The following is a 24,068-nucleotide window of genomic DNA, read 5'->3' as shown; positions in this document are numbered from 1 at the left end:
GCCTCAGGCCGCCGGCGAGGCCTGCGGCGTCTCAGAGGGCTGAGCCGTAGCCTCCTCTGTTGGCACCACAGGTTGCATGCGCATTTGATCGCGCATGTCTGAGGGCTCAAGCGTTGCGGCAGGGGCGTTGTTCTGTGCCAGCAACGGGGCCAAAGCAAAAACAGCCACGGTAGCACCGGCCAAAAGGGCCATGATCGCGACGATGGTCAGAACCAACGCGGGACGGCGACGACGGCGGCCAATCCCTGACCGGACCTGACGCACGATAATATAGCGTCGTCCGTCAAAAGCTTCGGAACCGATAATATTGTGTTGCGACAAGGTGGAACGCTCCCGCACCGCGACTGGAAAGGGCGCGTCCCACACTGCCGATCGGTAAGGCCGAAACATGGCCCCCGCGTGATGGTGTTTTGTCCTTTGACGGACGAAGCGTTTACAGGCTCAGTTGGACGGCGCGATTGCCACGGGTTTGCACGCGGCGCATCAGCACAGTCACGTCTCCGTCACCGGCCTTCACCGGCACGATCACGAACCAGCTGCCTTCCGGCAGATTGTGGAAAGTGAAACGGTTGGCTTCACAAGCTTCCGAACGCACGAAGCTGCGATAATCGGCCTGCGCATCCTCGACGGTACGGGCACGCACCACGGCGGCGGGCAACTGGGCGCGGTCGGTCGAGCCGTAAAGCGTCTGGAAGCGGGCGCGGGTATACGGAGTGTCCGGCGTCAATCCGGCCGATCCGATGCAGGCGAACGGTACGCCATTGTCGCCGCTGGCGATCTGGCCCTCGATGCTGTTCTGGCCAGCGGCGGCCGACCAGCCGAACTGTTCGACGCTGAAGGCGCTGGAGGCTGCCGGAGCAGGTGTGGTCATTGGTGCGGTGGCGCAGGCCGCCAGCAGGGCAGCGGCACCGGCCAATGTCAGCAAGGCGCGGTTGCGGCTGTTCTCGAGGGTTGCGCGGATCGTCATCGGGGTGCCTCCGTGAATGTCTTCCATCGGCATGGCCTTTGCGGCTGGGCGGTGTCAAGCTTGTGGGGAACGGCGGTGTGCGTCACAACTGGCGGTCACCGTTCCGTTGCGTGAACTATCATGCCACGGTCGCCCCCATTAGGAAGCCTCGCAGACCCCATGAGCGTAAGTTTCGACGATATCATTGCCGCGCAACAACGAATCGCAGGTCAGGTTGACCGCACGCCGGTGCGCTATTCGCGCCGCTTGTCGCAACTGACCGGTGCGGACATCTGGATCAAGTTCGACAACCTGCACTTTACCGGATCGTTCAAGGAGCGTGGCGCGCTGAACCGCCTGCTGCAACTGACACCCGAAGAGAGAAAGCGCGGTGTCGTCGCGGCCTCGGCGGGCAACCATGCGCAGGCTCTGGCCTATCACGGTGGCCGACTGGGCGTGCCGGTCACCATCGTCATGCCCGAGGGTACCCCTTTCGTGAAGGTGGACGGCACGCGCGCCCACGGGGCCAATGTGGTCATCCACGGCCTGGACTTTTCCGGCTCGACCGAAGAGGCCCACCGCCTGCGCGACGAAAAGGGCTTCATCTTCGTCTCGGCCTTTGACGATGCGGGCATTGTCGCCGGTCAGGGCGTGTGCGGGCTGGAGTTTCTGGAAGATGCGCCGGACCTCGATGCCCTAATTGTGCCGATCGGAGGTGGAGGCCTGATCGCCGGTACCGCCATCGCCGCCAAGGGCATGAAGCCCGACATCAAGATCTTCGGTGTCGAGGCGGCCCGCTATCCGTCTTTTACCGCCCGTCGCCGGGGCGAGCCGCCGGTCTGCACCGGACAGACCATTGCCGAGGGCATCGCCATTAAGGCTGTGGGCGACATTCCTTTCAAGCTGGCTGACCCGCTGGTCGACGAGGTTTTCGTTTGCGAAGAGGCGGATTTCGAAAAGGGCGTGGCCCTGCTGGCGACCCTTGAAAAGACCGTGGCCGAGGGGGCAGGGGCCGGAGGCCTTGCTGCCATTCTGGCCAATAAGGATCGCTTCAAGGGGATGAAGATCGGCATCGAGCTGACCGGCGGCAATATCGACGCGCGCATGCTGGCTGTGGTGCTGAACCGCGAAATGGTCCGCGAGAAGCGCCTGATCGTCTATCGCATACTGGGTGATGACCGCCCGGGCATGCTGTCGGCCATGGCGGCTGTCATCGGGGGGCTTGGCGGGAACATCATAGATGTGGTTCACAACCGCCTCGCACTGGACGTGCCGGCCAAGGGGGCAGAGTTCGACATCATGGTCGAGACCCGCGATGCCCGCCACGCCGAAGACATTGGTCAAGCCTTGAAGGACAAGGGTTATGAACTTCGCATGGGCTAAGCCCGCACTGACGGCCGTTGCCATTCTGGCGCTGGGCACGGTTGCCGCTTCGTGTGGCCGCAACGATAATGCCGGCGCGCCTGCGGTCGCCGACGAAGAGGCGCAAAAGGCCGCTCAGGAATTCCTGATCAAGAACGGCAAGGAAGAGGGCGTCGTCACCACGCCATCGGGCCTGCAATATAAGGTGGTTGAATCCGGCCCCGCCGGTGGCACCTCGCCGGACAGCAATGATCTGGTGCGCGTCCATTATGAGGGCACGCTGACCGACGGCACTGTGTTCGACTCTTCGTTTGAACGCGGGACGCCTGCGGTCTTCTCGCCAGACGCTGTGGTGCCGGGCTGGACCGAAGCCCTGCAACTGATGAAGCCGGGCGATGAATGGCTGCTCTATTTGCCGCCCGCATTGGGCTATGGCGACCGTCAGGCCGGTCCGATACCGGCCAACTCCGTGCTGGTCTTCCGCCTGAAGATGCTGGATGTGGCCGCTGTTCCGGGTGGCGAGCGCAACAGCGTGCGTCAGGCCAACGGCTGATAGATTGAAGCGGGCCGGTTCATCCGGCCCGTCTTTTTATGGGTGGATTGCGGGCCGCCACTCGGCCTGAACGGCGATGTCGCCTTCCATGCCTTCGCGGTCGCGGCGCAGATGCTCGAACCGCGCCGGATCAAGCTGGCGCAGGGCCCAGATGGCGGTGCCCCGCACAACGGGTGCCAGATCATCCAGCAAGCTCTCGACATGAGGGATCAGGCTGTGGTCGCCGGAGTTGCCCGCTGCATGAAGCACATTGCGGATAAAGCGGTCACGCCCGATGCGTTTGACCGGGCTCTTGGTGAACAGGGCGCGGAACGCCGCATCATCCAGCGCCAAGAGAGCGGACAAAGGCGGCGAGCGCAGGCTGTCGCGCGCTTGTAGCCGCATTTCCTGGGCGGATTTGGCAAACTTGTTCCACGGACAGGCGGCCAGACAGTCATCGCAGCCATAGATGCGGTTGCCCGTCATGGCGCGGAACTCGCTCGGCCACAGGCCGCCGTATTCAATCGTCAGATAGGACAGGCATCGCCGCGCATCGATCTGATAGGGGGCCGGAAAGGCATGGGTCGGGCAGGCGTCCATACAGGCGGTGCAGCTGCCGCATCCTCCGGTTACCGGCTCATCCGGTTCCAGTTCGGCGGCGGTCAGTATGGTGCCGATGAAGAACCAGCTGCCCAGATCGCGGCTCAGCAGATTGGTGTGTTTGCCCTGCCAGCCCATGCCCGAACGGGCAGCCAGCGGCTTTTCCATCAGGGGCGCGGTGTCGACAAACACCTTCACTTCCTGACCCAACCGCGCGGCGATCTGTCCGGCCAGTATCTTCAGCCGTCCCTTGATGACCTCGTGATAGTCATCGCCGCGCGCATAGACCGAGATATAGCCGTCCGATCCAGCCTCCAGTTCGGGGCGCGGGTCCTGATCGGGGCCATAGTTCATGGCCAGTACGATGGCGCTCTTGGCCCCGTCCCACATGGCGGTGGGGTGGCTGCGGCGCTCCAGCGTCGTTTCCATCCATGCCATCTCGCCATGGCGGCCTTCACCCACGAAAAGGGCCAGCTTCTCGCCTGCGCTCCACGGCTCGGCCGCCGACGCAAAGCGGCACGCGTCGAACCCCAGTTCGGCGGCGCGTTTGCGGATAAAGATGCGCGGATCGGCGGCCATGGCCGAGGGTTTGCCGCCTAAAGGCTCAGAAGTCGAGATCGGTGTACCAGCTGGCCGGTGCCACCCCACGGAAACGGTCCGACAGCAGGGTCCGGAAACTGGGGCGCGACTTGATCTTGGAGTACCAGTCCTTGAGCGACGGTACGATGCCCCACGGCATCTCTCCGAAATAGTCCAGCACCGACAGATGGCCTGCGGCGATCAGGTCGGCCTGCGACATGCGGCGACCGGCCAGCCATTCGCGTGCCGAGGCCAGACCTTCCAGCATGGCCAGATGATCCTTCAGCGCCTCGCGGCCCTCGCGCAGTTGGCGCGCGTCGGGCGAGCCGAGCTTGAGCAGCGGCTTCTCAACCCGCTCATGCAGCAGGACGGAATCCACATCATCGGAAAAGCGGCGCGCGAACCACGTGGCCAGACGGCGGGCCTCGGCGCGTTCCATCACATCGGACGACAGCAGCAACTCACCGCGACTGCGATCTTCGATCCAGCCCAGAATGGCGTCCAGTTCGCACAGATGGATGTCGCGTCCGCGCTCGTTCACCTTAAGCACGGGCGGCATGCCGGACGGGTTGAGGTCGAAGAGAGGGCAGTCGGCTTCCCACGGGCGGACGATTTCCTCGCCCCAATCCACCTTGGCTTCGCCCAGCGCCAATCGCGCGGCGCGCGAGGCGGGGTGAAAGTTGAAATGATACAGAACGGCGGGCGCGGACATGGGCCCTTATCCATGCATGGCGTGCGTTAAGACTGTGTTTACCGCAACCGCTGCGCGCAAGTTTTTCGACTAGCCCCACGGCCCTTTCGCTGACGCTTCGGCATCGGTGATCAGGTCGGAAGTGGCATCGGCGGCCGGCTCCGGCGCGGCCATGTCGGCATCGCCGGACAGACTGTTCAGGGCGGGATCGGCATGGATGATGATGTCCACGCGCGGAAAGGCCGCCATGACGCGGCGTTCTGCGGCGGCCACAATGTCGTGGGCGTCTTTCAGCGAAAGTCGACCGTCTAGATCGACGTGCATCTGCACCATCAGCACCTGTCCTGCCTTGCGGGTACGCAACTGGTGGACATTGCTGATGCGGTCATCCTCCAGCACCAGCGCGACGACAGTGTTGCGTTCCTCGGCGGGGGCGACCCCGTCCATCAGATGGTCTGCCGATTTACGAAGCAGGCCGATGGCCCCCCACGCCAACCAGATGGCCACGACCAGACCGGCCAGAGCATCCAGCCCCGGTGCATTCAGCAGCGCGCCCGAGCCGACACCGATCAGCACTACAAAGTTGGCGGCCAGATCGGCGGCATAATGGGCGCGGTCACCTTCGACAGCCAGCGAACCTGTCTGCTTGATCGCGCGACCCTGTTGCCAGATCAGCCAACCGGTAACGGCCATGGAGACAGCCATTACTCCAATCGCCCACATGCCCCCCGTCACCTGTTCGGGGCGGATCATGCCCTTGATGGCCTCGAAGCCGATGAAGAAGGCCGACGCCAGCACGATGCCCGACTGAACCAGAGAGGCCAGCCCCTCGGCCTTGCCGTGGCCATAGCGATGCTCCGCATCCGGATCGGCGGCGGCCCAGCGCACTGCGAAAAAGGTGGCTAGAGAGGCAATCAGGTCCAGCGCCGAGTCTGTCAGGCTGGCCATGATCGACACCGAACCGGAGGCACCCAAAGCAAATGACTTGAGCACAATCAGCACAATCGCCACCGCGACACTCAAGGTGGTGATACGGCGCGTAATGTGATGGGGGTCGGATGCTGGGGAGGTCATGGTCCCGTTAAGTAACATGCTGGCTATTTCGTGCAAAAGGCACATTGACCCATGGCGGCGCGACTGACGGGTCTTTAAGGAAGTGTGGCGCACATTCCCCCTGTCGTTGCAGGGTACCAGTTTCGAGAGAAAAAATGGCTGACTGGCTGATCGCCATCATCATGGGCATTGTCGAGGGGCTGACCGAGTTCATCCCTGTCTCCTCGACCGGACACTTGCTTCTGCTGGGCCACTTCATCGGGTTCGAAAGCAAGGGCAAGACCTTCGAGATCGTTATCCAGCTGGGCGCGCTGCTGGCCATCATCAGCCTGTACTTTCGCAAGCTGTGGTATCTGGCGACCCATTGGCGCAGTGATGAAGAGGCGCGCCGTTTTCTGATCGGCCTGCTGGTGGCCTTTGCACCGGCGGTGGTGATCGGATTCACTGCCTACGGCTTTATCAAGAATGTGCTGTTCGAGACGCCGCTGGTTATCTGTGTGGCCCTGATTATCGGTGGCTTCTTGCTGTTGTGGCTGGACCGGATGAAAAAGGTGCCGGTTTATCTGGATGCGGACAAATTCCCGATCCGGGTCTATTTCCTGATCGGGCTGGCACAGTGCATGGCCATGATCCCGGGTGTGTCCCGTTCAGGGGCCACGATTGCGGGTGGCCTGCTGCTGGGCACCAACAAGCGCGCGGCGGCCGAGTTCAGCTTTTTTCTGGCCCTGCCGACCATGGGCAGCGCGGTCTTTTTTGATCTGTTCAAGAACCGCGCAAATCTGAACTTTGACGATATCGGCCTGATCGTGATCGGGTTCGTGACCGCGTTTCTGGCAGGCCTGCTGGTGGTGCGCTTCCTTCTGGATTTCGTTTCCAAGCGCGGTTTTGGCCTGTTCGCCTGGTGGCGGATCATCGTCGGTGTGGCGGGCCTGATCGGTCTGGCCGTGACGGGCGGCTTCTAGACCCGCGCATGTCCAAGGCCATGAAAAAGCCCCTCTGATCGCTCGGAGGGGCTTTTCTTATTGGGGCAGGAGGGTTGAAGCCCTCAGGCTTCGATCTCGGCATATTGGCCGCCGACGCGGTAGCGCCACAGATAGCCCTTGGCCACGGCCTGAACACCGGTAGGCTCGATGCCCAGATCGGCCAGACCCTTGGCACCTTCGGTCACCACATTGTCGGTTTCCAGCATGTTGACCTGATCGACCGTCAGCATCGGAGTAAGACCGATGGCGGCAGGAATCTGGGCGACGGCGCCGATCATACGCGCAACGGGGAAGGGCAGCGGCAGCAGGAAGCGATCGCGGCCCGTCTCGCGCAGGATATAGGCCATCAGCTCCTTCATGGTCCAAACGGCAGGGCCGCCCAGCTCATAGGTTTCGCCTGCGGCGTCGGTGCGGGTGGCAGCGACGGCCACGGCCTCGGCCACGTCGCCGACGCTGACCGGCTGGATGCGGGTCTCGCCGCCGCCGATCAGCGGCAGGAAGGGCGAACGGGTTGCCATGGCGGCAAAGCGGTTCAGGAAGTTGTCTTCCATGCCGAAGATGATCGACGGACGCACGATGACTGCCTGCGGGAACAGCTGGCGGACCACGATCTCGGCCTCGCCCTTGGTGCGGGCATAGTCGGCCTTGCTGTCAGCATCGGCACCGATAGCCGACATTTGCACCAGTTGCTTCACGCCGGCAGCGGCAGCCGCTTCGGCAATATTGTAGCTGCCTTCAACGTGCAGGGCATCGAATTTGCGACGACCCGTCTCGGCCAGAATGCCCACCAGATTGATCGCCACGTCGGCCCCGATCAGGGCTTCGGCAACCTCTTCCTTTTTGTTGATGTCGCAACGGGTCAGCTGCACCTGACCGACATCGCCAGCCATACGCAGTTCATGGGCCAGCGCCGGACGGCGCACGGCAATACGCACGCGCCAACCGCGACGGGCCATAGCGCGGGCCACCTGGGCACCCACAAAGCCCGAGCCGCCAAAGATCGTCACCAGACCGGGGGCAAGTTCAGCCATAAAACTCAGTGCTCCAACACCAAGCTCCGCCAGCCTAAGCCTGCGGAGGGTAAATCCTATGCGGTGGCCTTAACCGATGCGGGCCAAGGCCGCAACGGATGGCGGCCCATGCAAGACCTTAGACGGTGGCAAAAGCGGGATGGTCGCAGCTTTACGTCCGCTTTGGGCGCATCGACATGTCAGAACGGAGCCTGTCGAACGCCAAGCTGTGAGATTGCTGCATCAGTCGTCGCCGGAAATGGTTGGCAGACCGCTGGTCCGGAACCAAACGCGGCGCATACGACTAGGTTTCAGGTTAGGACTTCGGTGTTCGGTGCTGTGGTATCGTGTGTCGCCTGTCTCTGTTCCCCCCTCCGTTGCCGTTGCGGCTGAAAGGTTGAGAGATGTTCGTGGCGTTGGTCACTCTGATGTTGGCAGGCACCTTGCCCGCCCAGCAGGCCAGCCCTTCGGATCCGGCACCTGCGGTCCGTCAGGACGCCCCCACGCCGCCGCGTGTCTTGCGACCCGCCTTGCCGGTGATGCGCTATAATGCGTTGCGTCCGGTCGCGCCCAATCTGCGTGAAGCCACTATCTGTGCGGCCCATATGGAGTTGCTGATCGAACGGGTGAGCGCACGAGGCATGGATGTGAACTCTCCCATCTGGTTCATTCAGGAATACTGGCTGGAGCATCTGCCCGACCCGGATGGTGCCGAGGCCATCCCCGCGTCTGTGATGGTGGAGTTGAAAGATCTGCTGGAGCAAAAGGCCGTGGACGATCCGGACAAATATCTGCGCCAGCTTCAGGCCTGCGTCACCGAGGCCGCCCACGGCGGGGCGCTGGATAACTGACCAGGAAAAACGCCCTGCCGGATCGACAGGGCGTTTCGCTTTTTAGAGCTTGTCTTGAGCCTTACGGGCGGCCCACCACGGCATCGACCGAGTTGGTCGTGACAGGGTGATACAGCGGGCGGGCCTTGGCATAGATGCGGCGGGCGTGCGCCTTGCCCCAGTCGCCTTGGCCCCACAGGGTCTGGAACAGCGGCAGGACGAATTTGCGGCGGCCCATCTGGGTCAGGAACGCGTCTGCCGAAGCGACCGCAGGCTCATAGCGGGCCGCCAGCGCCAGTTGGAGCCATGCGAAGCGGACCTCCGCATTGCCCTCCTGGTTCAGCTTCAGCGCGGCATCCAGATCGGCCAGTTGGGCGGTATTGGCGACCGGTGCACCCGAGGTCCCCTGTGGCTTCCAGTTCAGGAAGCGCTGGCGCTGCTGGGTGTTCCAGCCGGCCCACGGAATGTCCGAGGCCTTTCCGCCTTGGGTATAGAAGGCCGACGCGGCCTGATCGACCACGGTAAAGGCGTTGGACATCGGAGCCTGCACGTTGGACGGCAGGCCCGGCTGGTGCACCCATTGCTCCAGCATCAGATCGGCTTCCAGCTTGGCATCGCCGCGAACCAGATGGGTGCGGATATCCTCAAGGAAGCGGTCGGTCGTCATTGGACGCCAAGCATTGCGCTCGAAATAGCCCCGCATCCACGCATCGAAGGCTTCGCGTCCGGCAATGCGCTCGATCGTGCGCAGGAAGGCGGCACCCTTGTCATAGGCGATGGCGTTCATGCCCTCGTCGGGATCACGACCGGCCAGGTCCAGCTTCAGGCGGGTGTCTTCGGGCGGCAGGCTGGCCAGTTCGTCCTGCAGACCTGCCCATGCCAGCACCTGTTCCTGAACCGCAGCGTCATGGCCGTAGATGGCCTCCATAATCCGGTTCTCGAAATAGGAGGTGAAGCCTTCGTTGAGCCAGAAGTCGTCCCACGTCGCATTGGTGACGAGGTTGCCCGACCAGCTGTGGGCCAGTTCGTGCGCCACCAGCGCCACCAGCGAGCGGTCACCGGCGATGATCGTCGGCGTGGCAAAGGTCAGCATGGGGTTTTCCATACCGCCGAAAGGGAAGCTGGGCGGCAGGACCAGCAGGTCATAGCGACCCCACTGATAGGGACCATAAAGCGCCTCGGCCGCATCGATCATCGGTGCGGTCGGCACCAGTTCATGGTGGGCGCGGTCCAGTTCGCCCGGCTCGGTCCAGACGCCCGAGCGCTGGTCGAAGGCCTTGAAGGCAATGTCGCCGACGCCCAGAGCGATCAGATAGGGCGGTACCGGCTTGTCGAGGTTGAAATACCAGGCCGAGCGGCCATCGCCCATCGGGGTGGCTTCGCTGGACAGGCTCTCGGCCGACATGACGGCGCGCAGATTGCCCGGCGTGATGATCCGGGCGGTATAGGTCTGGCGGATGCCGGGGCTGTCCTGCGTAGGGATCCACGTACGGGTCAGGATCGCCTGACCCTGACTGAACAGATAGGGGTGCTGGCCACCGGCTGTCTGTTGCGGGGTCAGCCACTGAAGCGCCGCCGCATCGGGACGGGTGGAATAGTGGATGACGATCTCGCGCACATCGCCCGACTGGAAGGCGGGCACGGTGATGGTCAGCGGCTGGCCCTTGATGGCGTCGCGCTGGCCTTGGGAGAAGGGCAGGCCGTTGCCGTCCTTGTCGGTGACCGAGCGGATGTCGAGGTTCTTGATGTCCAGCACCAGCGAGGTGGCACCGGGCTTGCCCGTGACGATCAGAGTGGCGCTGCCGGACAGGGTCTTGGCGTCGAAATCGGCAACCAGATCCAGATTGACGTGATGGACGCGCGCTTCTTCCGGACGGGCGAAGGAATGGACGTCACGGACATATTCCGTCTGCGCCGTTGGCCCGGCGCTCACGTCGGCCGTGGCGGCGTTCACAGCGGCGACATAGGCCGCATGGGCGTCAACGCTCCGAATGGCGCTGGACGGGTAGGTCGAGGTGGTCGTGGCGCAGGCCCCGAGGCTGGCAGCCAGAGCCGTCGCAAGAGCAAGTGCGGATACCTTGCTCGCCAGACGGAGGTTCATCGGCAACTCCTTCAATCAGATGTTGTCGAAGTGCCCCCGTTCTGGCGCAAAGATCAAGTTACAGGCTGTTGATGTGAATGCCGCGCTTTGAACAGACGGCCCCGCTCGGCCCACAGCACCAGAAGCAAGGCCACGCTGGACAGAATGGCAAAGCCCAGCGTCAGCGGCACCGTGGTGCGGTCAAAGCTCTGACCGATAAAGAAACCCAAACCGGCACCACCAATAGTGGAGATAAAGCCCTGCACCGAAGAGGCCGTGCCTGCGATATGGCCCATGGGCTCCATGGCCATGGAGCCGAAATTACCCGCCACCAGACCGAAGCAGAACATCTTGCAGCCTTGCAGGATGGAGAAGGTCCAGATGTTGTCGTGGCCGGAAAGGGCAATGACGGCGTGGATGATGCTGAAGACGATAAAGCCGATCAGTGCCGAGTGCGAAATCAGGCGCGACCCGAGACGCTCGACCAGCTGCGAGTTCAGCAACGACGACACGGCAATGCCGCAGGCCACCAGCGCAAAGACGATGGTGAATAGCTGGGGCTGTTCAAACACGTCGAAGAAGATTTGCTGCGACGAGTTGATGAAGCCGAACAGGCCCCCGATCACGAAGGTCATGGCCAGCATGGCCTGACGGTTGGTCAGGGCATAGCGGAAGGCCTGGGCAATCGGGGCAAAACGGATTTCGCGGCGGTCATCCGGATGCAGGGTTTCGGGCAGGCGGATTGCAGCCCAGACCATGAAGCTGGTCCCGAACAGGGCAAACACCCAGAAAATCCATTGCCACGGTCCGACCAGCAGAACCAGCTGGCCCACGGTCGGGGCGATGATTGGAATGCCGAGGAAGACAAGGAAGCTCAGCGACATGACGCGCGCCATGGTGCGGCCTTCATAACGGTCACGCACGATGGAGACGGCCAGCACACGCGTTGCGGCTACGCCGATACCCATGCCGACGCGGGCCAGCAGAAGCACGGCAAAGGTGTGCGAAAAGGCCGCCACGACGGAGAAGGCGACATAGATGCCGATGCCGACCATCAGGATCGGCTTTCGGCCAAAGCGGTCGGACAGCGGGCCATAGGCCAGTTGCGCCACGCCGAAGCCCAGCAAATAGGCGGTGATGACCCACTGGCGCGTGTTTTCATTCACCACACCCAGATCGGCCCCGATAGCAGGCAATGCTGGCAGCATGGCGTCGATCGCCAGCGCATTGAGCGCCATCATAATGGCGATCAGGCAGACAAACTCGGCAAAGCCGGGGCCCTTGGCGGGCGTGGGGGTGGTCGATGTCATATCCTGCTGATGCCGCCTGCGGTCTTTTGGCGCAACCCTGTTTGATGTCTGCGCCAGAAAACGTGCGCCAGTAGGCCGGTAACTCTTGCTATTTATATTGATATATATGTCAGTAGAGTATGGCAGGGATACGAAGCGCGCGTCGCAAGTGGTGGGTGTGGGGGCTGATCGCGGGATCGGCGGCATCGCTCTTGGCCGGATGGGTGGCGATCAATCTGCGCCCTTCGCTGGAGATGTGGCCTGAACTGCCCATGGCACGTCAGGGCGCGATGGAGGTGCGATTTTTCGGCACGGCCTCACTGGCTGTCATTGATGAGGCCGAGGCCTTTGTGATCGATGGCTTCGTCAGCAGGCCGAGGCTGGGCCCTGTGCTGCTGACGCGGTTGGCTTCCGATGAGCGCGCACTTCGCCAGACCTTTTCGCAGGCCGGTATCAACAAGGTGTCTGCCGTGCTGGCGACGCACAGCCACTATGACCACGCCATGGATGCGCCAGCGATCGTCAGACTTTACGGCGGCGAAGTCTGGGGCGGGGCCTCGACGGGGCGCATTGGTCGCGCCGATGGAGATGTGCCGTTTCGCCAGATCGCCGCTGCGGATGTGCTGAAGGTGGGCAGTATGACGGTACGTATCTTTGAGATCGATCACGCGCCGGATGGTTTGATGATGGGCGATGTCGCTGAAGATTTCGCCGTTCCGGCCAAGGCTGGCGACTATCGCTTTGGCAAGGGGTACGGCCTGCACATTACCCATGGCGAATGCCGGATCATGGTCATGCCCAGCGCGGGCCTGCCGCATCAAGACCTGAGCCACTATCCAGCCGATGTGATCTTCCTGTCTGTTGGACAGTTAGGCCTGCAGGATAAGGACTATATCCGCCGATATTATGCTGCGACGGTCGGTGCCAGCGGGGCCAGACTGGTTGTCCCGATCCACTGGGACGACTTCACACGCCCTTTGGAAAAGCCTCTGAAGCCACTGCCCTATGCCGTAGACCGGATTGATCTTGCCCTGACCGAGATAAGCGCACTGGCAGGAGGCGGGGTAACCGTGGCTCTGCCCATCGTTAACGCGCCTTTGGACCTTTCAGCCTCAGGCCGTTGTTAGAGTCCGAGCCTAGCTGTTACCTGCTTCAAGCAACTCCAGCGCGTCTTGCAGGGTCTCGACCCAGCCGCGTTCGTGTCTCAGGCCAGCCTTCAGGATCATGTGGCGTAGTTGGCTGGCACGGTCATTTAGACCCTTGGCCGTGTCACGCGCCTCGAACTGTTCGAACTCTAACAGCTTGGCGCGGTGGTGGGCCAATCGCTTTTGCAGGGTGTCGCGAAGGGCGCGTGCGCCGTCATGGCTGTTCAGCACCGCCTCAGCCCGCAGCTTGACCATCAGCGTGTCGCGAAGCGGCGGCACAGGCTCTTCTTCGCCCAGCCACTGCGTCAGCATGGCCTTGCCCTTGGGCAGGACATGATAGTTGCGCTTGCGCCCACGGGCATCCGCTTCGGCTTCCGAGGCGATCAAGCCTTCGTTCTCGAGGCGGCTGAGCTCGCGATAGATTTGCTGGTGTGTGGCCTGCCAGAAATGGCCGATCGACTTGTCGAACCGCCGCGCAAGTTCCAGTCCGGAACCGGGGGATTCAATCAGGCTGGTCAACAGGGCGTGGGGCAGGGACATGGTGTGCAGTTAAGACCGGAAGCGCGTCATGCTCAAATGTTTTTGCAACCCGTTGCAAAACAATCGGCCCTATGGCTCAGTTAGGCTCAGACTTCTGCCACCGCGCTTCGGGGAGCCTTCGTGCCCATGACCCACTATCCGCTATTGAACAGCCCGCTTGATCTGGGTTTCACCACGCTGAAAAACCGCGTGCTGATGGGCTCGATGCACGTGGGGCTGGAAGAGGCACCGAACGGTTTCAACCGCATGGCCGCCTTCTATGCCGAGCGTGCGGCGGGCGGGGTCGGCCTTATCGTCACTGGCGGTATCGCGCCTAACAGCCGCGCGGCACCGTGGCCGGGTGGCTCCAAGATGACCACGACCGAAGAGGCCGACCACCACAAAGTCGTGACCAAGGCCGTGCATGATGCGGGTGGCAAGATCGCCATGCAGATCCTGCACTTTGGCCGCTATGCCTATTCGTCGGAGCTGGTGGGGCCGTCGGCCATCAAGGCTCCGATCAACCCCTTCGTGCCGCATCCGCTGACGGGCGAAGAGGTCGAGCAGACCATCGAGGACTTCGTCAACGCTGCCCATCTGGCCCAATACGCGGGCTATGACGGCGTCGAGATCATGGGCTCCGAAGGCTATCTGATCAACGAGTTCATCGCCGCGCGCACCAACCAGCGCGACGATGAATGGGGCGGCTCCTACGAGAACCGCATCCGCTTCCCTGTCGAGATCGTGCGCCGTGTGCGCGAAAAGGTCGGGCCGAACTTCATCATCATCTACCGCCTGTCGATGCTGGACCTCGTGGAGGGCGGCTCGACGCTGGACGAGGTGATCCAACTGGCACAGGCCATCGAGAAGGCCGGTGCCACCATCATCAATACCGGCATCGGCTGGCATGAGGCCCGCATCCCGACCATCGCCACCAAGGTGCCGCGCGCAGCCTTTGCCTGGGTGACCAAGAACCTGATGGGCAAGGTCGGTATTCCGCTGGTCGCGACCAACCGCATCAATACGCCGGACGTCGCCGAGCAGGTTCTGGCCGACGGCAATGCCGATATGATTTCTATGGCGCGGCCCTTCCTCGCCGACGCCGAGTTCGTGAAGAAGGCTGCCGAGGGCCGCGCAGACGACATCAACACCTGCATCGGCTGCAATCAGGCGTGCCTTGATCACACCTTCTCCTTGCAGATCACCTCTTGCCTCGTGAACCCGCGCGCCTGCCACGAGACGGAGATCGTCATCACGCCGAGCGAGGCTAAAAAGACCATCGCGGTGGTCGGCGCTGGCCCCGCAGGTCTGGCCTTTGCCACCACGGCAGCCGAGCGCGGTCACGCCGTCACCTTGTTCGATGCCGACGACAAGATCGGCGGCCAGTTCAACATCGCCAAACAGGTACCGGGCAAGGAAGAGTTCTACGAGACCCTGCGCTACTTTGGCCGCCGCCTTGAACAGACGGGCGTGACGGTGAAACTGAACACCCGCGTTTCGGCCGATGATCTGGGCGGGTTTGACGAGGTGGTGCTGGCGACAGGTATCGCGCCGCGCCGCCCCGAGATCGAAGGCGTCAACGGCCCGAACGTGCTGGGTTACCTTGATGTGTTGCGCGACAAAAAGCCGGTGGGCGAGAAGGTCGCCATCATCGGTGCGGGCGGCATCGGCTTCGACGTGGCCGAGTATCTGGTCCATGAGGGTACCAGCCCGTCGCAGGATGCCGAACTGTTCAACACCGAATGGGGTGTGGACCGCACCTATGCGACCGCGGGCGGCCTGAAAACGCCACAGCCCCACGCTCCGGCTCGCCAAGTGACCCTGCTACAGCGCAAGACCTCCAAGGTGGGTGCCAATCTGGGCAAGACGACCGGATGGATCCACCGCGCAGGCCTCGTGGCCAAGGGCGTGAACATGATCCCCGGCTGCACCTATGAGCGCATCGATGAAAAGGGCGTGCACGTCACCATCGACGGCCAGTCGCAACTGATCGAGGCCGACACGGTGGTGATCTGCGCCGGTCAGGAGCCGGAACGCTCGCTGCACGCGGCGCTTACCCAGAAGGGCGCATCGGTTCACCTGATCGGGGGTGCGGACGTCGCCGCCGAACTGGACGCCAAGCGCGCCATCAACCAAGGCACGGTTCTGGCCGCCGCCATCTAAGGGGAGGACACTATGCTCAGCACCGAAACCCAACTGAATCCCAAGGTGATCCAGACGCTTGAGCGCTGGCACGGCGTTGTGGCCAATAAGGACATGGAGACGCTGCAGGCCATTTTGCACCCCGACGCCGTGTTCCGTTCCCCCATGGCCTTCAAGGGGTATGAGAGTGCAGCAGCCGTTGTTCTGGTGCTCAGCAATGTGATCGAGGTGTTCGAGGACTTTACCTACCACCGCGTCTTTGCGGGGGCTGATGGGCAAAGTGCGGTGCTCGAATTCAGCGCCAAGGTTGGTGACAAGTCGCTGAAAGGGATCGATATGATCCAGTTCGACGAGGACGGCCTGATTACCGATTTCGAGGTGATGGTGCGCCCGTTTAACGGCCTTCAGGCTTTGGGGGCGGCTATGGGCGCGCGCCTTGGTCATCTGCTGCCGGCCTACAAGGGCAACTAGGCACCCACATTCGGACAAGCACATTTGAAGGGGCCGCGCGGAAAGCTGCGCGGCCTTTTTAGTAGGTTCAAAAGCTTATCAAGCTTCACAAAAAATTCCCCCGCACACCGAAAATAGAGATTTCAGTGTTATCACATGATGCCGAATCAATGGTGACGGTTGTGTCTTTGGGGGTTTGAATGGTCCGGACGTTACGTAACGGGGGATGTGTTTCAATCGCCGTTTTGGCTCTTGCTCTGGGCGCACCCGCTATCGCGCAGACGACGCCGCCCGCCACCACTGCCGTGGCCCCTATCTCGACCAATGCCGAGCTGGGTGCGGCTATCCGCGAAGCCTTGGCCCGAGACCCCGATGTCCGCACCGCGCGCGCCGAACTGGGTGTCGCAGAGGTGGAAGGCGACATTGCGCGCAACGGCTATCTGCCCGCGCTTAACGCCTCGGCAGGTCCGGAATCATCCGGCGTCGGCTATGACGTTTCACTTTCCCAGACCCTGTATGACTGGGGTCAGGTCCGCTCGACCATCGACCGTGCCGATGCGTTGAAGGACAGGCAGGAAGCCCAGCTGCTGGTGACGCAGGACGATGTGGCGCTACAGGTTGCAGAACTGTGGCTCGATATCGCCGGAGGCCGCGCCCAGCTGGAAATGACGCGCGGTCATCTGGAGCGTCTGGGCCGACTGCAATCCATGGCGCAAGAGCGTGTCTCGGGCCGCTTCTCGGATCAGGCCGAACTGGGCCGCGCCAATCTGGCCATGGCGACGGCAGGTGGCCTGCGCGCCCGCATCAACGGACAGTTGGCCGAAGCCGAAGAAATGTTCACCGTGCTGGTCGGTCGCGAGGCGGGCAGTGTGCGCCTGCCCGAGATGCCGACCTTCCTGATCCCCCTGCGGTCGGAGCCGGTGCTGGAACAGGCCATAGTGGCCTCGCCGCTGTATCGGCGTTCGGTGCTGGAGGCCCGCGCCGCTGACGCCACCGTCCGCGAGGCCGAGGCCGCGCGTTATCCGCGGCTGGTATTGGAAGGTTCGGTTCAAAAGCGCGAAATCGGCGGACGCCTGATCGATGACAGCGCCATTGGCCTACGCCTGCGTATGTCGACCCAGCAGGGACTGACCGCCTTCCAGCGTCCGCGACTGGAGGCGGCCCGCCGTGATGCCGCCCGTCTGGGCGTGGATGCCACAGCCCGCGATTTGAAGCGCACCGTCAGTTCCCTGGTGGTGACGGACCGCGCGCTGGACGAGCGGATCAATGCCCTGTCGGATCAGGTGACCCAGTCGTCAGGTGTGCGCACCGCCTATGCCGAGCAGTTCATTGTCGGTCGGCGGGATATCCAGGACCTGATCGTCATGGAGAATGAGTATTTCGATGCCGAGCGCCAGATTCTGGAACTGACAGTCGAGCGGTTGCGAAACCAGTACCGTGCCGCTGCGCAGCTGGGCATGCTGGCCCACAGCTTCGCTAGCGAAAGATGACACGTCCTCTCCCGCCCGAGGTCGACCCGCTTCGCGAGGGGCTGAGCCTTCTGGCTGCCGAACTGGGCTGTACGGCCTCGGCGGCCATGTTGGGCGATGGCCTGCCGCTGGAGAACGGGCGTCTGCCACTGGATCAGGTGCGCCGCGCCATGCGCCGTGCGGGCCTGTCGGCGCGGGTGGTGCCCCTGCCTCTGGACGAGGTGCCGGAGGATTTGTTCCCGACCCTGATCCTGCTGCGTAATGGCCGCTGTCTGGTGTTTGCCGCGCGCGAGGACGAAGAGGCGGTCGTTCTCAGTCCCTTCACCCACGGCGGGGCCCAGCGCGTCTCCATGGAGAAGCTGCGCAAGGCCTATTCTGGGGACATGGTGTTCGCGCGCCCCATCTATACGGGCGACAGCCGCGCCGGAGCCTATGCCCAGCCGGAAAAACGCCACTGGCTCAGGTCCACAGTCGCACAGGCATGGCCTGCGTTTATGGAGGTGGGCGCAGCGGCGATCTTCGCCAACCTGCTGGCGGTGGCCAGTTCGCTGTTCGTCATGCAGGTCTATGACCGTGTGGTGCCGACCAGCAATTTTCCGACCCTGTGGGTGCTGACCACGGGTGTGGTGGTGGCTATCTTGGCCGAACTTTTGCTCAAGAGCCTGCGCGCCCACCTGCTGGAAGCCACCGGAAAGACGCTGGATTCCCAGTTGTCATCGCGCCTGTTTGAACAGGTGATGGCGGTGCGTCTGTCGGCCAAGCCCGGATCAACGGGGGCCTTTGCCAGTCAGGTCAAAGAGTTCGAGACCGTGCGCGAGTTCTTTACCGCCTCGACTGTGGCGGCCATCAGCGATGCGCCCTTCATCATCTTCTTCCTGATCGTTATCGGCTTCCTCGGTGGTCCGGTGGCTCTGGCACCTGCGGCGGCGGTCATCATCATGCTGATCCCCGCCTTTGCCTTGCAAAAGAAGATGGCCGAGCTGTCGCGCGCCAACCTGCGCGAAGGGGCGGTCAAACATGGCCTCTTGCTGGAAACGGTCGACAATCTGGAAGGACTGAAGGCCGCGCGCGGCGAGGGCCGCAACCTTCGCTTGTGGGAACAGCTGACGGCGCAGCTGGCCGAAAGCGGCCTGAAAAACCGCAACCTGTCCAGCATGATCTCTTCGTTCGGATCGACGGTTCAGCAGTTGGCCTATGTGGGCACCGTGGTCATCGGCGTGCATCAGATCGCGGCAGGCCACATGACCATGGGGGCCTTGGTGGCCTGTTCTCTGCTGGTGTCCCGCGCCGTGTCGCCCACGGCCCAGTTCACGGGCATTATGGCCCGCTGGCAGCATGTGAAGGTGGCGCTGGAGGGACTGGACCAGTTGATGGCCTCGCCCACCGAGCGGCCTGCCGATCGGCAGTTCACGCGTAAACCCGAACTGACCGGCCACTATAAATTGCAAGGTGTCGAGGTGCGGCTCGCCCCTGACAGCCCGCCGGTGCTGACCCTGCCGCGTCTGGAAATCCGCACGGGCGAGAAGATCGCCCTGATTGGCGGCAATGGTGCGGGCAAGTCGACGCTGCTGCGGGTGCTGTCCGGTTTCGGAGAGGCAACGGCGGGCAGTGTGTTGTTGGATGACGTCAGTCTGCTGCAGATCGAACCGGCGGACCGGCGCCGCGCCATCGGCTTCCTGCCGCAGGATGCCGTGCTGTTCCATGGCTCGTTGAGGGACAATCTGACGCTGGATGGCGGTCGCCACAGCGATGAGGAGCTGTTCGAGGCGCTGGACGCTGTGGGCCTTGGCGGCTTTGTGCGCGCCCATCCGCACGGGCTGGACCTGCAACTGATCGGGCGCGGCAGTGTGTCGGGTGGCCAGCGTCAGGCCATCGCCCTGGCGCGGCTGATCCTGCAAGACCCGCGTATCGTTCTGATGGACGAGCCGACGGCCGCCTATGACCAAAACAATGAGCGGCGGTTGATCGAGTATCTATCCGGCTGGCTACAGGGTCGCACGGTCGTCATCGCCACCCATCGCCGCTCGGTTTTCTCCTTGGCTGACCGCGTGATTGCCCTGTCGAACGGGCGGCTGGTGGGCGATGGCCCTGCCGGCACGGCGTCGATGGGGGAGGTTCGGAGGGCCAATGCCGGTTGATCGCAGCATAGAGCGCCGCATCCGCCGCGCCTTGGCCGACACCCGTGAGGGTGAGGCCCATCCGCTGGCGCGGCCTATTTTGTGGGCGTGTGTGGGGGTGGTGGCTGTCTTCATCATCTGGGCCGCTTGGGCCAAGGTCGACGAAGTGGCGCGCGGCGAGGGCAAGGTCATTCCCAATAGCCGTGTCCAGGTGATCCAGAGCCTTGAGGGCGGCATCCTGCAAGAGCTGTTGGTGCGCGAGGGCGAGATCGTTTCGGCAGGGCAACCGCTGGCCCAGCTGGACGACACCCGCTTCACCACGGCCACGCAGGAAACCGCCGCTCAGGTAAAGGCCTTGACGGCGGCCATCGCCCGACTGGAGGCCGAGGTACTGGGCGCGACCAGCATCAGCTTTCCGTCCTCCATTCCCGCAGGCGATCCGGTGATCGCCTCGGAACAGGCCCTGTTCCGCGCTCGTCGCCAGAACCTGAACGCCACCTTGGCCGCCCTGTCGTCCGAGACCACCTATGCCCAGCGGCAGCTGTCGCTGGTGTCGCCACTGGCCCAGCGCGGCGTGGTCAGCGAGGTCGAAAGCCTGAAACTGGGCAAGGACATTGCCGCCCTGACAGGTCGCCAGACCGAGGTGCGCAACACCTATATGCAGGAGGCCTATGCCGAGCTGGCCAACAAGAAAGCCGAGCTGGCCGCCCAGAGCGAAATCCTCAACCAGCGCAGTGACCAGCTGAAGCGTACCCGCCTGACGGCCCCCGTCCGGGCGCGCGTCAACGAGATCATGGTCACCACGCGCGGTGGGGTGGTCCAGCCGGGCGAGCCGATCATGCAGCTGACCCCCGTGGACGACCAGCTGTTGGTCGAGGCCAAGGTGCAGCCCAGCGATGTCGCCTTCATCCGCGAGGGCATGCCGGCCAGCGTGAAAATCTCGGCCTATGATTTCACCATCTATGGCGACCTGCCGGGGCGGGTAGAGCAGATCAGTGAGGACACGCTCGAAGAGGATACGCCGCGCGGTAAGATGGCCTATTACAGCGTGCTGATACGCACTGACCGCGCCTATCTGGAAAAGAACGGCGAGCGCCTGCCCATCCGGCCCGGCATGGTGGCACAGGTAGACATTCAGTCTGGTCGACGTTCTGTGCTTAGCTATTTGCTCAAGCCGTTGATGAAAGCCCGCCTCACTTGATTTCGACCCTTGAATAAGGACCTATTGCTTAGCTGTTAGCCCTCGACATGTCCCAGAAGCCGTCTCTCACATCTTCGGGGGGCGCACCGCATCCATCGACTGATACGGGTCAGACCGATATGGCGCGGACCGCCGCTACCCTTTCCGGAATGACGGGCGGTTTCGATCCGGCAGGCGATCCGCCGTGGCTGGCGTGGATGACCCATTCGCCGCTGCCCATGGGCGTCGTGGCGCAAGGGAAGGTGTATTTTAATGACGCCTTCGGGGAAATCGAAGGACTGGATGTCGGGCTGTCCGGTCAACAGCTTCCGGCTACGTCGCCGCTACACGACTGGATCAGGGCGCCTTTGCCGCCTGAGGTGTCGCTGGCGGCTTCCGATAGTAGTCCCGTAAGCTACTGGCAGGTCCAGACGTGGCCCGTGGATGGGGCATCGTCCACCCATGCCATCTGTCTGGTCCCCCAGACGCGCAGGGTTTTGGCCGAGCAGGCCCTACAGACCAGCGAAGAGGCGTTGTCTGCCCTGATGGCCCAGACGCCGAGCCTTCTGTGGCGTTGCACGCCCAGTGGAACTCCGGTGTGGTGCAATCGAAAGGTGCGCGACATGGCCGGTGTGGGCGATGACGCCGTCGCGCCCTGGCATGCGCTGATGGTGGCAGAAGATCTGGACCGGCTGCTGGAAAATCTGTCTGCGCACACACACGACCGCCGACCGTTCGCTGTGCATGTTCCGTTAAGCGCCAAAGACACAGCGGCACACTGGCACAGGCTGCAGTTTAATCCGCTTTTCGACACAAGCGGCACCGTCAGCTCCTGGGCAGTCTCGGGCGTGGATATCGATTTCTGGCATCGCGGCTGGAGTATCGGAGCGCAGGAAGACGCCGAGCTCCCGTCCGGCGACGACCTGATTTGGCGTATGGACGGCGATGGATCCGCATTGCGTCCCATCGGACCCAGCGCCCGCCACGACTGGGCCTTGGCGCCGGACGGTCAGCCCACCTACTGGGAAGAATGGTGTGCCCTTGTTCGGGCGGAAGATCGCGCACAGGCCTTCGCTATGCCTGAGCGGGTTTTGGCCGGCGAGACGGTTCGGTTGACCCTGCAGCTAGCCAGTCCTGCAGCCGATCGCGAGGGCGTTTTGGTCCACGCCTTTCCTCTGGGCATGCGCGAGGGCGGCCCAGAAGCCATCGGGGGGCTCTTCCGTCCTGTCGCCCGTATTGTCGAAAGACGAGCCTATTGGGTGCGTATTGGCGAAGGGAATGATGATCTTCTGGATTATCAAAAGCAGACCCTCGCCATGGATCAGATCAGACTGCTGTCGTTCAACGATGGGGGGACATTTTCAGCAGTGGCCCGAAATCTCGAGCCGGGTGCCCTGGTGTTTGAGGCCCCTAACGACCCGGCGCGGCTGTTTGATCTGCTGGGCGGGCTGGAGATGGTCGCCAGCAAGCTGCCATGGGTGGTTATTGGCACCCATAACTACCCGCTTGAAGCTATCGTCCGGCTGATGCGCATGGGGGCGATAGACGTTTTGTCAGCCACGACGGGGCAGAGGATCGTCGCGGAGTCCATACGCGCTGCGGTCGCCAAAACGCCCCAGCCGGAACCGATTACGCCTGTACGCGATGAAAAGGCGGAGTTGCGCGCGAGATTTGAAGGTCTGACGAAACGGGAACGACAAGTGCTTGAGGGACTTTTACAAGGAGGTACCAACAAGACGATCGCCATCAATCTGAAACTCAGTCCTCGAACGGTCGAATCCCACAGGGCCCATTTGATGGATCGGGTCGGGGCTAAGTCGCTCGCAGACCTGTTGCGCATCGCCGCAGAAGCGGATTGGCGACGGTAAAAATCGCAAATTACATTTTTAGGAAAACACGTAAGTCGACCATCTACGTAATTATACGTAAATCGCGGGTGTTGTTCCGGGAGTTCTGGGTGACCTCCACATCGGCAAATTTGGCTTAAAAGTGAAAATCTTGTGGCGGGTCTACCGCAAGAGCACTCACAGACTCCGTATAAAAAGACAATGGATTACATAGCTTTAGGGGATTGTACCTAGTAATCCTACCCAGCAACGCATTGCCGTACTGCCAAGTTCTAAGTGTCTGATTGGCCCCACATGGGGCAAGAATTGACCTTGGAGCTTCCCCATGCAGACCCCTACCGCTGCAAAACCTATGATCCTGGAGGCCAAGCTGGCCCAAGCGGGTCAGGTCCTGAAATCTGCACCGACTGTCACGGCTACGGGCGAGATCGTCGTGGGTGCGGCAGACCGCATCACCATGCGGATGTATGCCGGCCATGTGACCTCGATGATCCGTGAAGGTGCAGACCTGATTGTGGTCAATGCCGAGGGCGAAGTCATTCGTTTGGTGGGCTTCTACGAGGGTGTCGATCCTCGTCAGCTGTTGCTCATGGATGGCGAAGGTGGCTTGGTTCAGATGGAGACCGCGCGCGCCATTACCGATGGGCCGATGAGCGTGTACTCGACAGGCAGCACGGAAGAGGCTCCCTTTGAAGGTCTCACCGGAAGTGGCGGAGAGGTGCTGGGTGCTGTCGCTGCGGGCGGCATTGGCGCGGCTGCAGCTGTGATTGCAGGCGTGGGCCTGGTGGGGGGTGTGCTGCTCAATGATGATGACGACAATGACAATCCGCCAGGCAACGATGATCAGCCGCCGCCGCCACCGACCGACACCACCCCGCCTGCGGCTCCCACCGGTCTGACGTTCAATGCGGACGGAACCAAGCTGAGCGGTACGGCAGAAGCCAACGCCAACGTTACCGTGCGTGACGCTGACGGCAAGGTCATCGGCACGGCCAAGGTCGGTGCGGACGGCAAGTTCGAGGTATCGCTGACCCCCGCTCAAGCCAATGGCGAGCGCGTCAGCGTGACGGCTGCCGACGCGGCGGGCAATGTATCGCCGCCTGCCAATGCCACGGCACCGGATATTACCGCCCCTGCTGCGGCTGAAAATCTGGTTGTCAGTGATGCAGGCCAGACCCTGACCGGTGAAGGCGAAGCTGGAGCCAAGGTCGAGGTCCGGGGTCCTGATGGCACGGTGATCGGTA

Annotated in this window: 21 protein-coding genes; 12 read left to right on the top strand and 9 right to left on the bottom strand. The window is 62.7% G+C overall.

The annotated features are described in order from the left end of the window. Nucleotides 1-3: 3 nt before the first annotated feature. Entirely contained in the window at nucleotides 4-321 is a 318-nt protein-coding gene (locus B3B04_RS00910) for a hypothetical protein (protein ID WP_292038860.1), read from the bottom strand. Between the two features lie 112 nt (nucleotides 322-433). Beyond that, entirely contained in the window at nucleotides 434-967 is a 534-nt protein-coding gene (locus tag B3B04_RS00905) for a hypothetical protein (RefSeq protein WP_292038858.1), read from the bottom strand. 159 nt (nucleotides 968-1,126) lie between these two features. On the opposite strand from B3B04_RS00905, the gene B3B04_RS00900 reads away from it, so the two are divergent. Continuing rightward, nucleotides 1,127-2,329, top strand: coding sequence for a threonine ammonia-lyase (locus B3B04_RS00900; RefSeq protein ID WP_292038856.1), 1,203 nt, complete (start codon nucleotides 1,127-1,129; stop codon nucleotides 2,327-2,329). Then, the gene (locus B3B04_RS00895; protein ID WP_292038839.1) at nucleotides 2,310-2,861 is read left to right on the top strand and encodes an FKBP-type peptidyl-prolyl cis-trans isomerase; all 552 of its coding nucleotides are present in this window, start codon (nucleotides 2,310-2,312) and stop codon (nucleotides 2,859-2,861) included. Before B3B04_RS00900 ends, B3B04_RS00895 begins: the two co-directional genes overlap by 20 nt. 36 nt (nucleotides 2,862-2,897) lie before the next feature. On the opposite strand, the gene queG is transcribed toward B3B04_RS00895, so the two are convergent. The 3 genes from queG to B3B04_RS00880 all read right to left on the bottom strand — a co-directional run bounded on the left by queG (nucleotide 2,898) and on the right by B3B04_RS00880 (nucleotide 5,784). Next, complete coding sequence (gene queG, locus B3B04_RS00890) at nucleotides 2,898-4,019, bottom strand: tRNA epoxyqueuosine(34) reductase QueG (protein ID WP_292038838.1); 1,122 nt, start codon at nucleotides 4,017-4,019, stop codon at nucleotides 2,898-2,900. Nucleotides 4,020-4,044: 25 nt separating this feature from the next. Then, the gene (locus tag B3B04_RS00885) at nucleotides 4,045-4,731 is read right to left on the bottom strand and encodes a glutathione S-transferase family protein (protein ID WP_292038837.1); all 687 of its coding nucleotides are present in this window, start codon (nucleotides 4,729-4,731) and stop codon (nucleotides 4,045-4,047) included. Between the two features lie 69 nt (nucleotides 4,732-4,800). Continuing rightward, entirely contained in the window at nucleotides 4,801-5,784 is a 984-nt protein-coding gene (locus B3B04_RS00880) for a cation diffusion facilitator family transporter (protein ID WP_292038836.1), read from the bottom strand. A 134-nt stretch (nucleotides 5,785-5,918) separates the two neighbouring features. On the opposite strand from B3B04_RS00880, the gene B3B04_RS00875 reads away from it, so the two are divergent. Further along, nucleotides 5,919-6,725 carry an undecaprenyl-diphosphate phosphatase gene (locus B3B04_RS00875; protein WP_292038834.1) on the top strand — a complete coding sequence of 269 codons (807 nt, stop codon included), beginning with the start codon at nucleotides 5,919-5,921 and terminating at the stop codon, nucleotides 6,723-6,725. Between the two features lie 83 nt (nucleotides 6,726-6,808). On the opposite strand, the gene B3B04_RS00870 is transcribed toward B3B04_RS00875, so the two are convergent. Continuing rightward, nucleotides 6,809-7,777: a complex I NDUFA9 subunit family protein gene (locus tag B3B04_RS00870; protein WP_292038832.1), complete on the bottom strand. Its 969-nt coding sequence runs from the start codon at nucleotides 7,775-7,777 to the stop codon at nucleotides 6,809-6,811. A gap of 389 nt (nucleotides 7,778-8,166) precedes the next feature. Between B3B04_RS00870 and B3B04_RS00865 the strand changes: the two genes are divergently transcribed. Further along, on the top strand, nucleotides 8,167-8,607 hold the full coding sequence (locus B3B04_RS00865; protein ID WP_292038831.1) for a hypothetical protein: 441 nt from the start codon (nucleotides 8,167-8,169) through the stop codon (nucleotides 8,605-8,607). Nucleotides 8,608-8,668: 61 nt separating this feature from the next. Here B3B04_RS00865 and B3B04_RS00860 read toward each other — a convergent pair whose 3' ends face one another. Both B3B04_RS00860 and B3B04_RS00855 read right to left on the bottom strand, forming a co-directional pair. Beyond that, nucleotides 8,669-10,687, bottom strand: a complete 2,019-nt coding sequence (locus B3B04_RS00860) for a M1 family metallopeptidase (RefSeq protein WP_292038830.1) — start codon at nucleotides 10,685-10,687, stop codon at nucleotides 8,669-8,671. A gap of 53 nt (nucleotides 10,688-10,740) precedes the next feature. Next, complete coding sequence (locus tag B3B04_RS00855) at nucleotides 10,741-11,976, bottom strand: multidrug effflux MFS transporter (protein ID WP_292038828.1); 1,236 nt, start codon at nucleotides 11,974-11,976, stop codon at nucleotides 10,741-10,743. Nucleotides 11,977-12,095: 119 nt separating this feature from the next. Between B3B04_RS00855 and B3B04_RS00850 the strand changes: the two genes are divergently transcribed. After that, nucleotides 12,096-13,082 carry an MBL fold metallo-hydrolase gene (locus B3B04_RS00850; RefSeq protein ID WP_292038826.1) on the top strand — a complete coding sequence of 329 codons (987 nt, stop codon included), beginning with the start codon at nucleotides 12,096-12,098 and terminating at the stop codon, nucleotides 13,080-13,082. Between the two features lie 9 nt (nucleotides 13,083-13,091). Here B3B04_RS00850 and B3B04_RS00845 read toward each other — a convergent pair whose 3' ends face one another. After that, nucleotides 13,092-13,640, bottom strand: coding sequence for a PadR family transcriptional regulator (locus B3B04_RS00845; RefSeq protein WP_292038825.1), 549 nt, complete (start codon nucleotides 13,638-13,640; stop codon nucleotides 13,092-13,094). Nucleotides 13,641-13,766: 126 nt separating this feature from the next. Between B3B04_RS00845 and B3B04_RS00840 the strand changes: the two genes are divergently transcribed. The 7 genes from B3B04_RS00840 to B3B04_RS00810 form a co-directional block, all read left to right on the top strand. Then, a complete protein-coding gene (locus tag B3B04_RS00840) occupies nucleotides 13,767-15,782 on the top strand; it encodes an NADPH-dependent 2,4-dienoyl-CoA reductase (RefSeq protein WP_292038823.1) in 2,016 nt (671 codons plus the stop codon). Nucleotides 15,783-15,794: 12 nt separating this feature from the next. Then, nucleotides 15,795-16,232, top strand: a complete 438-nt coding sequence (locus B3B04_RS00835; protein WP_292038821.1) for a nuclear transport factor 2 family protein — start codon at nucleotides 15,795-15,797, stop codon at nucleotides 16,230-16,232. A gap of 224 nt (nucleotides 16,233-16,456) precedes the next feature. After that, complete coding sequence (locus B3B04_RS00830) at nucleotides 16,457-17,701, top strand: TolC family protein (protein ID WP_292038819.1); 1,245 nt, start codon at nucleotides 16,457-16,459, stop codon at nucleotides 17,699-17,701. Next, a complete protein-coding gene (locus B3B04_RS00825; RefSeq protein WP_292038817.1) occupies nucleotides 17,698-19,818 on the top strand; it encodes a type I secretion system permease/ATPase in 2,121 nt (706 codons plus the stop codon). Before B3B04_RS00830 ends, B3B04_RS00825 begins: the two co-directional genes overlap by 4 nt. After that, nucleotides 19,808-20,998 carry an HlyD family efflux transporter periplasmic adaptor subunit gene (locus B3B04_RS00820; protein ID WP_292038815.1) on the top strand — a complete coding sequence of 397 codons (1,191 nt, stop codon included), beginning with the start codon at nucleotides 19,808-19,810 and terminating at the stop codon, nucleotides 20,996-20,998. The genes B3B04_RS00825 and B3B04_RS00820 overlap by 11 nt, the downstream gene beginning before the upstream one ends. Before the next feature lie 119 nt (nucleotides 20,999-21,117). After that, a complete protein-coding gene (locus B3B04_RS00815) occupies nucleotides 21,118-22,845 on the top strand; it encodes a LuxR C-terminal-related transcriptional regulator (protein WP_292038814.1) in 1,728 nt (575 codons plus the stop codon). A 304-nt stretch (nucleotides 22,846-23,149) separates the two neighbouring features. After that, nucleotides 23,150-24,068 (top strand): Ig-like domain-containing protein (locus B3B04_RS00810; protein WP_292038813.1); only part of this gene is annotated, 919 nt, incomplete at its 3' end.

Source organism: Brevundimonas sp. UBA5713 (assembly GCF_002419815.1).
In the GTDB taxonomy this organism is placed as follows: domain Bacteria; phylum Pseudomonadota; class Alphaproteobacteria; order Caulobacterales; family Caulobacteraceae; genus Brevundimonas.
Note: the sequence above shows the minus strand (reverse complement) of the source record. Positions and strands in the feature narration are given on the sequence as shown.